This is a genomic window from Kineococcus siccus, from assembly GCF_009906795.1.
Classification (GTDB): Bacteria; Actinomycetota; Actinomycetes; order Actinomycetales; family Kineococcaceae; genus Kineococcus; species Kineococcus siccus.
Window position 1 is genome coordinate 1 of record NZ_JAAALN010000221.1, and the last position, 6,652, is coordinate 6,652.

At 76.7% G+C, this 6,652-nt stretch carries 5 protein-coding genes; 2 read left to right on the forward strand and 3 right to left on the reverse strand.

What is annotated here, in order from left to right; genetic code table 11:
• Both GTR02_RS18385 and GTR02_RS24680 read left to right on the forward strand, forming a co-directional pair.
• The coding region (locus GTR02_RS18385) for a hypothetical protein (RefSeq protein ID WP_166608936.1) at positions 1 to 1,269 on the forward strand (1,269 nt) is incomplete at its 5' end.
• A gap of 33 nt (positions 1,270 to 1,302) precedes the next feature.
• Positions 1,303 to 2,529, forward strand: coding sequence for a glycosyltransferase (locus GTR02_RS24680; RefSeq protein ID WP_166608937.1), 1,227 nt, complete (start codon positions 1,303 to 1,305; stop codon positions 2,527 to 2,529).
• Here the strand turns inward: GTR02_RS24680 and GTR02_RS18395 are convergent.
• The 3 genes from GTR02_RS18395 to GTR02_RS18405 all read right to left on the reverse strand — a co-directional run bounded on the left by GTR02_RS18395 (position 2,429) and on the right by GTR02_RS18405 (position 6,563).
• Complete coding sequence (locus GTR02_RS18395) at positions 2,429 to 3,886, reverse strand: hypothetical protein (RefSeq protein WP_166608938.1); 1,458 nt, start codon at positions 3,884 to 3,886, stop codon at positions 2,429 to 2,431. The two genes, GTR02_RS24680 and GTR02_RS18395, sit on opposite strands and share 101 nt — an antisense overlap.
• Positions 3,883 to 5,682, reverse strand: a complete 1,800-nt coding sequence (locus GTR02_RS18400) for an AMP-binding protein (RefSeq protein ID WP_166608939.1) — start codon at positions 5,680 to 5,682, stop codon at positions 3,883 to 3,885. The genes GTR02_RS18395 and GTR02_RS18400 overlap by 4 nt, the downstream gene beginning before the upstream one ends.
• 128 nt (positions 5,683 to 5,810) lie before the next feature.
• Complete coding sequence (locus tag GTR02_RS18405) at positions 5,811 to 6,563, reverse strand: carbohydrate ABC transporter permease (RefSeq protein ID WP_166608940.1); 753 nt, start codon at positions 6,561 to 6,563, stop codon at positions 5,811 to 5,813.
• Positions 6,564 to 6,652: the final 89 nt, after the last annotated feature.

The following is a 6,652-nucleotide window of genomic DNA, read 5'->3' on the forward strand; positions in this document are numbered from 1 at the left end:
CCACCGGTGCCGGCCCCGGACGCCCGTGCGTCCGCCCCCGGGGCGTCCTCGCCCGCGGCCGGCGGCGCGGACGCGCCCACGGCCGACGACGTCGCCGCCCTCCTGCGGCGGCGCGGTCAGGCCCTCGTCGCGGGCGCCGGTGCGCTGTCGGAGGTGGTCGGGACGCCCGAGGACCTGGACCGGCTGCGCCGCAGCGACGCCCGGGCCGCGGTCGCGGGTGTCGCGGCCTGGGCGGCCGACGTCACGGGGCTGACGCCGGGCGGGGCGCCGGGCGTGGACCACGTGGCCGACCTGCTGCTGCGCGTGCGCGTGGTGGGGGAGGACCGCGAGGTGGTCTCCCGGGCCCGCACGGGCGTCACGCGGCAGGGCGGGCGCTGGGTCCTCACGCCGGTCGCCGACGCCGGGACGCCGCAGCCGTGGGACCTGGGCGACGTCGAGGCCCGCACCGGTCCCCGTGGCGTGGTGCTGCGGATCGCCGGCGGTGACCCCGCCGCCGCCGACCCGGCCGTCGTCGAGACGGCGGGACTGGCCGCGGAGCTCGCCGCCGACCTGGCCGACGCCGCGCGGCGGGTGGACGCCGCGTGGGGCACCGACTGGCCGCGCGCCACCGCCGTCGTCGTGCCCGCGACGGCCGCGGACGCGGCCCGGCTGGCGGGGGTGGCCCCCGAGGCGGTCGAGGCGCTCGACGCCCTCGCGGTCGGCGTCGAGGCCGACCTCCCCGACGGGCTCCCGGCCGGTGTGCGCGTCGTCGTGCAGCCGGCCCGCTTCCCCGGGCTGACGCCGCTGGGCCGGCGGATCACGCTGACGCACGAGCTGGTGCACGTCGCGACGCGCGCGGGGACGTCGGTGCGGACCGCGGGGGCCCTGCCGCGCTGGCTCGTCGAGGGGTACGCCGACTTCGCGGCGCGCGCGGGCCGGGACCTCGACGCCACGGCGCTCGCCCGGCCGCTGCTCGACGCGGTCGCCGCGGGCCGGCCCGTCCTCGTGCCCGACGACGCCGCCTTCGGGGCCGCGGACCCGACCGAGCTGCAGATCGCGTACGCGGCCGCGTGGACGCTGGTCACGTCGGTCGCCCGGCGCACCGCGGCCGAGGCGGTCACCGGGCTCTACCGGGGGCTGGCCGCCGCCCCCGAGCGCGGCGGACTGCCCGCCGCGCCGCCCGCCCAGCGCCTCGACGAGGGCTGCTACCGCGCGTTCGGCGAGACGTTCGACGACGTCCGCCGCCGCTGGGTCGCCGACGTGACCGGCGGGCTCGACGGCTGGTCGTGAGGGGCGGTGCCCGCCGGGCGGGATGATCGGGGCGTGAGCACGCTCGTCGTCACCAACGACTTCCCGCCCCGCACGGGTGGCATCGAGTCCTTCGTGCTCGAGGTCGTGCGGCGGCTGCCCGCGCTGGCCCGGCCGGCGCAGCACGGTGCGGCCTTCGACGGTGCGGGGCAGGCCGGCCCGGCCGTCGTCGTGCACACCGCGCGGCAGGCGGGCAGCGCCGCGGTCGACGCCGAGCTCGCGGCGCTCGGCGTGCACGTCGTGCGGGACCCCTCGCCGCTGCTGGTCCCGACCCCGGCCGTCGCCCGGCGCGTCGCCGCCACCGCACGCGCGCACGGCTGCGACCGGGTGTGGTTCGGCGCGGCGGCGCCGCTGGGCCTGCTGGCTCCCGGCCTGCGCCGCGCCGGGGTCCGGCGGGCCGTGGCGACGACGCACGGCCACGAGGTGTGGTGGTCGACGCTGCCGGGCTCGCGCCGTGCGCTGCGGCGCATCGGCGAGGCGACCGACACGCTGACCTACCTCGGGCCCTGGTGCCGCTCGCGCATCGAGCGGCCGCTGTCCGCCGCGGCCCGCGCGCGCATGCGCCAGCTGACCCCGGGCGTCGACGACACCGTCTTCCACCCGGGCTGCGGGGGCGAGCAGGTGCGCCGCGCGCTGGGCCTGGGAGACCGCCCGGTCGTGGTGTGCGTGTCCCGGCTCGTGGCCCGCAAGGGTCAGGACGTGCTCGTCCGGGCCATGCCGGCCATCCGCCGCGCGGTGCCGGGCGCGGCCCTGCTCGTCGTCGGGGACGGCCCCCACCGGCCGCGGATCGAGCGGCTCGTCGCCGAGCTGGGCCTGACCGACGACGTGGTCCTCACCGGGTCGGTGCCGTGGTCGTCGACGCCGGCGCACTACGACGCGGGGGACGTCTTCTGCATGCCGACCCGGACGCGCCTCGCCGGGCTCGAGCCCGAGGCGCTCGGCATCTGCTACCTCGAGGCCGCGGCGTGCGGGCTGCCCGTGGTCGCGGGCGACTCCGGGGGGGCTCCCGACGCGGTCCTGGCCGGGGAGAACGGGTACGTGGTCGACGGCCGCGACGTCGCCGCCGTCGCCGACCGCGTGAGCGCCCTGCTGCTCGACCGCGCCACCGCACGCCGGTTCGGCGAGCGGGGGCGGGCGTGGGTCAGCGAGCGCTGGGGCTGGGCGCGCCAGGCGCAGCGGCTGCACGACCTGCTCGACGGCCGGGACGTCGAGGACGCCCCGGCACCGCACCGGGCGTCCTGACCTCCTCCGGCCCCGGAGCCCGCTGCCCGGCGCGCGCGGCCACCGCGGTCAACAGCAGCGCGCCGACCAGCCAGTACTGGTTGTAGAACGCCTGCTTGTTGACGAGGTTGGCGACCAGGAGGACCGCGGCGCACCACGTCAGCAGCCCGGGCAGCCCGACGGGGTGCCGGCGCAGCCGGACCACCGCCAGCACGAGGACCCCCCCGATGAGCGCCCCGACGACCGCGAACGGCAGCTGCACGCCGGTCTCGTTGAGCAGCGCGGTGTAGAGGGTGTCGGCGAAGCGCAGCGGGGGCAGGTCGAGCATGGTCGAGACGGTGTCGTGCAGGAAGTCGCGCAGGCCGGCGAGGAGCCAGGGGGCGACCAGCAGCCCGGCGCCGACCGTCGCGACGGCCGTGCGGCGCAGCCCGAACCGCGGCCAGACCGCCAGCAGCGGCAGCAGCAGGACGACGTGCTGCTTCGACGCCAGGGCGACGGCGAGCGGCACGACGGCCCACCAGGCCCGCTCCCGCGCGACCAGCAGCGCCCACGCCGCGAGCCCGACCAGGACGGTCGGCTCCGTCCACGCCTGCTCGACGAGGGTGCTCGTGCCGGGCGAGAGCAGCAGCAGCGCCGCCGCGCCGACCGCGGGCCGCCGCCAGCGCCCGGTCGCCGCGACGAGCAGCGCCGTGACGAGGAGCAGCACCGCGACCGCCCACCGCACGTCACCCGCGATCCAGCGGCCCGGTGCGGTGAGCACAGCCGTCCACGGCAGGTAGGCGAAGGCGTCGGTGATCCCGGGGGAGCCGCGCCAGACCTGGGCGTACATCGAGCGGCCCTCGGCCATGCCGTCCGCGGCCTGCTGCAGGATCACCCAGACGTCGATGCGCGGGGCGGGGTCGCCCACCACCACGGCGGCCGACGTCCCGGCCGAGGCGGCCACGGCGACGGCGAGCGCCGCGCCGCCGGCCCGGCGCCGGGGCAGGAGGAGCAGCAGCGCCGCGAGCAGCGCGGCGGCCGCGAGCGCGACCTGGACCGCCAGCAGGGTCGACGCGCTCACGTAGGTGAACGCGGGGACCGCGAGGTGCGTGAGCGCGGTGAGGACCAGGACGGCGACGACGGGGCCGAGCGGCCCGGCGCGCACCACCGCCCGCCGCACCGCGTCCCGCCGCCCGCCTGCCGCCCGCCCGGGCGCCGGCGGGTCGGCGGCCCGGCCCTCGGCGCGGTCGTCCGGGCTCGTCACCGCGAGGGCGACGACCACGGCCGCGACGAGGACGTAGCCGGCGACGAGCCACCACCGGTAGCGGACCACGCTGTGGGTCGCCAGGGCGAGCAGCACCCACCACGCGAGGAGCGCGGTGGCCGAGCGGCGGGTCACGGGGCGTAGATCGCCTCGACGTCGGCCGCGAAGTCCTTGAGGACCTCGGTCCGCTTCACCTTCTGCGAGGGCGTCAGGTACTGGTTCTCGATCGTGAAGTCCCCGGGCAGCACGCGGAACTTCCGGATCGACTCGGCGCGGCTCACGGTGCCGTTGACGGCGTCGACGGCGCGCTGCAGCTCCGCGAGCACGTCCGGGTCCTGGCGGGCCCGCTCGACGTCGAGGCCGGGCTTGCCGTGGTTGGCGCCCCAGGACGGCAGCGACTCGGCGTCGAGGGTGACGAGGCAGCCGATGAAGTGGCGCTGGTCGCCCACGACGACGCACTGCGACACCAGCGTGTGGGCGCGCAGGCGGTCCTCCATGGGCGCCGGCGCGACGTTCTTGCCGTTCGCCGTGACGATGATCTCCTTCTTGCGCCCCGTGATCCGCAGGTACCCGTCGGCGTCGATGTCGCCGAGGTCGCCCGTGTGGAACCAGCCGTCGACGATCGAGGCGGCCGTGTCGTCCGGGCGGTGCAGGTACTCCGAGAAGACCCCGATGCCGCGCGCGAGGATCTCGCCGTCCTCCGCGATCGCCAGCTCGGTGCCCGGCAGCGGCGGCCCGACGGTGCCGATGCGCAGCCGGGACGGCCGGCTGACGGCGAGCGGGGCCGTCGTCTCGGTGAGGCCGTAGCCCTCCAGCACGACGAGCCCGACACCGCGGAAGAAGTGGGCCAGGTGCTCGCCCAGGGGCGCGCCGCCGGAGACCGCGAAGCGCACGCGACCGCCCAGCAGGTCGCGCATCTTCGCGTACACGAGGCGGTCGAACAGCGCGTGCCGCGCGCGCAGCGCGACCCCGGGGCCGCCGGCGTCCTGGGCGCGGGAGTGGGCGATCGCGGTGCGGGACGCGGCCGCGAAGATGGCCGCCTTGGCCTTGCCGCCCGCGGCGGCCTTCTGCTCGGCGCCGTTGTAGACCTTCTGGAAGACGCGCGGCACGGCGAGGATGAAGGTGGGGCGGAAGCCGGCCAGGTCGGGCAGCAGGTCCTTGGGGTCGGCGGTGTGGCCCATCCGGACGCGGCTGACGAGGCACAGGCACTGGATGTAGCGCGCGAAGACGTGCGCCAGCGGGATGAAGAGCAGCGTCGCCGCGTCGCCCCGCTGGAGGATCTCCGGCAGCGCGTCCCGCGCGTTGAGCGAGAGGTCGCGGAAGTTGCTGTGCGAGAGCACGCAGCCCTTGGGGCGGCCCGTCGTGCCCGAGGTGTAGATGATCGTGGCCGGGTCGTGCGGACCCGCCGACGTGCGCGCGCGCTCCAGCTGCTCGTCCTCGACCTCGGCGCCCGCGGCGGTCAGCTCCTCGACCGCGCCGGAGTCGATGGTCCAGACGTCGCGCAGGCCCGGGAGCTCGCCGCGGACCGAGGCGACGCACGCCGCGTTCTCCGGCGTCTCGACCAGGCAGGCGACGGCACCGGAGTCGGAGAGGATCCACGCGACCTGCTCGGCCGAGGAGGTCTCGTAGACGGGGACGGTCACCGCTCCGGCGAACCAGGTCGCCACGTCGGCGAGCGTCCACTCGTAGCGGGTGCGGCACATGAGGGCGACCTTGTCGCCCGGCTCGACGCCCGCGGCGACGAGCCCCTTGGCGAGGCCCCGCACCGCGGCGAGGAACTCCACCGAGGTCGTGTCCCGCCACGTGCCGTCCGCGGTCCGGGTGCTGATGCTCACGTGGTCCGGTGCCTCGCGGGCGGTGTCCACGACGCAGTCCGTCATGTTCCCCGTCGCCGCCACCTCCACGAGCAGTGGCTCGCTGGTGCTCCGCACGGTGTCCTCCTCGCCAGGGCCCACGGACGTCGTCGACCGGTCGTGCCGCTGTGTGTCGCCTGCCGGTGCGGGGCACCGGCAGGCGACAGACCTTACCCGGCGCGGACGTCAGGGGAGGGCAGTGCCGCTCACTTGACCGCACCGCCCGTGGCGCCGGCCGCGACGTACTTCTGGGCGGCCACGAGCAGGACGGCGGCGGGGACGGAGGCGAGCACCGCGGTGGCCATCGTGGCGGGCCACTGGCTCGTCTGGACGCCGAGGTACTGGTAGATGCCCAGGGTGATCGGTTTGAGGTCGTCGGTCGTCGTCAGGGTCAGGGCGAAGAGGAAGTCGCTCCAGCTGAAGAGGAAGGTGAACAGCCCGGCCGTGATGAGCGCGTTGTAGGCGACCGGCACGACCACCGAGCGGAAGGCCCGGAAGCGCGACGCGCCGTCGATGCGCGCGGCCTCCGTGATCTCCACCGGGATGGCCTCCATGAAGGCGCGGATGATGAGGATGGAGAAGGGGATGCCGTGGGTCGCGTCGGCGAGGACGAGCCCGACGGCGCTGTCCAGCAGCCCGAGGTCGTTGTAGGCGCTGTACAGGGCGTTGGCGACGACGATGCCCGGCACCATCTGGGTGACGAGCACCCCGAAGAGGAACAGGTTCCCGCCGGGCAGCTTCAGCTGCGCGAGGCCGTAGGCCGCGGGCGTCGCGACCAGGAGGCACACCACGACCGACCCCGCCGAGATGACCAGGCTCGTGACGAGGTTGCGGCCCTGGTCGGCGACGGCGGTCCGGTAGCCGGCGAGGTCGGGCTGGAACGGGAACCACGGCGCGTCGAGGATGCTGCCCGCCGGCTGCAGGCTCGCGTTCACCATCCAGTAGACGGGGAACAGCATGACCGCGATGAGGACGACGCCGACCGCCGTGGTGATCCAGCGCCGGCGCGGGGCCGGTGGGGTGGTGAGGGCGGGGCGCCGGACGGGGG

Bases quoted from the DNA above. Each gene is read 5' to 3' on its own strand.
- GTR02_RS18405 (WP_166608940.1), bottom strand. From the start codon at position 6,563: ATGCTGTTCCCCGTCTACTGGATGGTGAACGCGAGCCTGCAGCCGGCG.